Origin of the sequence: Levilactobacillus paucivorans (assembly GCF_001437125.1) — a bacterium.
Classification (GTDB): domain Bacteria; phylum Bacillota; class Bacilli; order Lactobacillales; family Lactobacillaceae; genus Levilactobacillus; species Levilactobacillus paucivorans.
In genome coordinates, this window is record NZ_JQCA01000066.1 from 1 (window position 1) to 814 (window position 814).

The window sequence follows — 814 nt, forward strand, 5'->3', positions numbered from 1 at the left end:
CTATACAATTCAGAAATCTTTTATGCATTTACACAAGATATTTTACGCTCTCGTTTGTACTTTTCACACACTTAAACACACCAAGTTATTGTTCCCATGACAATAGCTTGGCGTGTTTTATTGTTTAAAAATGGCAAATAGAAAGTTTAATTTGATCAGTCTTGAAAACTTGAGCTGCTTTGATTTTTCCAGTACTAAGGTGTCCTCTGTAGGCGCAATTTTGTTAGTTGCTCTTTCCCATTTGTTTATGTGGATGGTTTGAATTTACAGGTCTACGCGACTCACACCGTAGAAAGTTATAATCAGAAGCCAACTTCAAAAATCTATCATGGAATAATAGTAGTATTGACAGCCTCATAATATAGTGTAGAATACTATTTATAAGGTTATCAAGACTATATGGAGGGAAAATGAAAAAAATTGGACTATTAGTCGATTCCGCATCAGATATTCCCGCGGAAATAAAAAATCAAGTAAATGTTGAAGTTGTTCCCTTAGTTGTGACAGCAAACAACCACGAGTATCTGGATCGTGTGACTATTCAACCTCAGGAAGTGTATCAACTAATTGAAGATGGTTATATTCCTAAAACAGCTAGTCCAACTCTTGGACTGGTATCACAATATATCAAAAAATTGCAGCAACGAGGTTATAAAAAAATCATTGCTATTACAATCTCCAGCGGCTTATCAGTTACAAATAAGGTTTTTAAAATAGCTTCTGAAAATGTCAATAACGCAATCATAACAGTTATTGATTCTTGAATTGTCAAATTAAGTGCAACACTACATTAAAGAATATTTCATAAGGCGTT

1 protein-coding gene is annotated in these 814 nt (G+C 33.5%); it reads left to right on the plus strand.

Annotation, left to right across the window (positions count from 1 at the left end):
- Nucleotides 1-410 precede the first annotated feature (410 nt).
- Nucleotides 411-764 (plus strand): DegV family protein, encoded by a 354-nt coding sequence (locus IV54_RS06335; protein ID WP_237756684.1) that lies wholly within the window; start codon nucleotides 411-413, stop codon nucleotides 762-764.
- Nucleotides 765-814: the final 50 nt, after the last annotated feature.

Coding starts and splice junctions, on each gene's coding strand:
- IV54_RS06335 (WP_237756684.1), top strand. CDS start 411: ATGAAAAAAATTGGACTATTAGTCGATTCCGCATCAGATATTCCCGCG.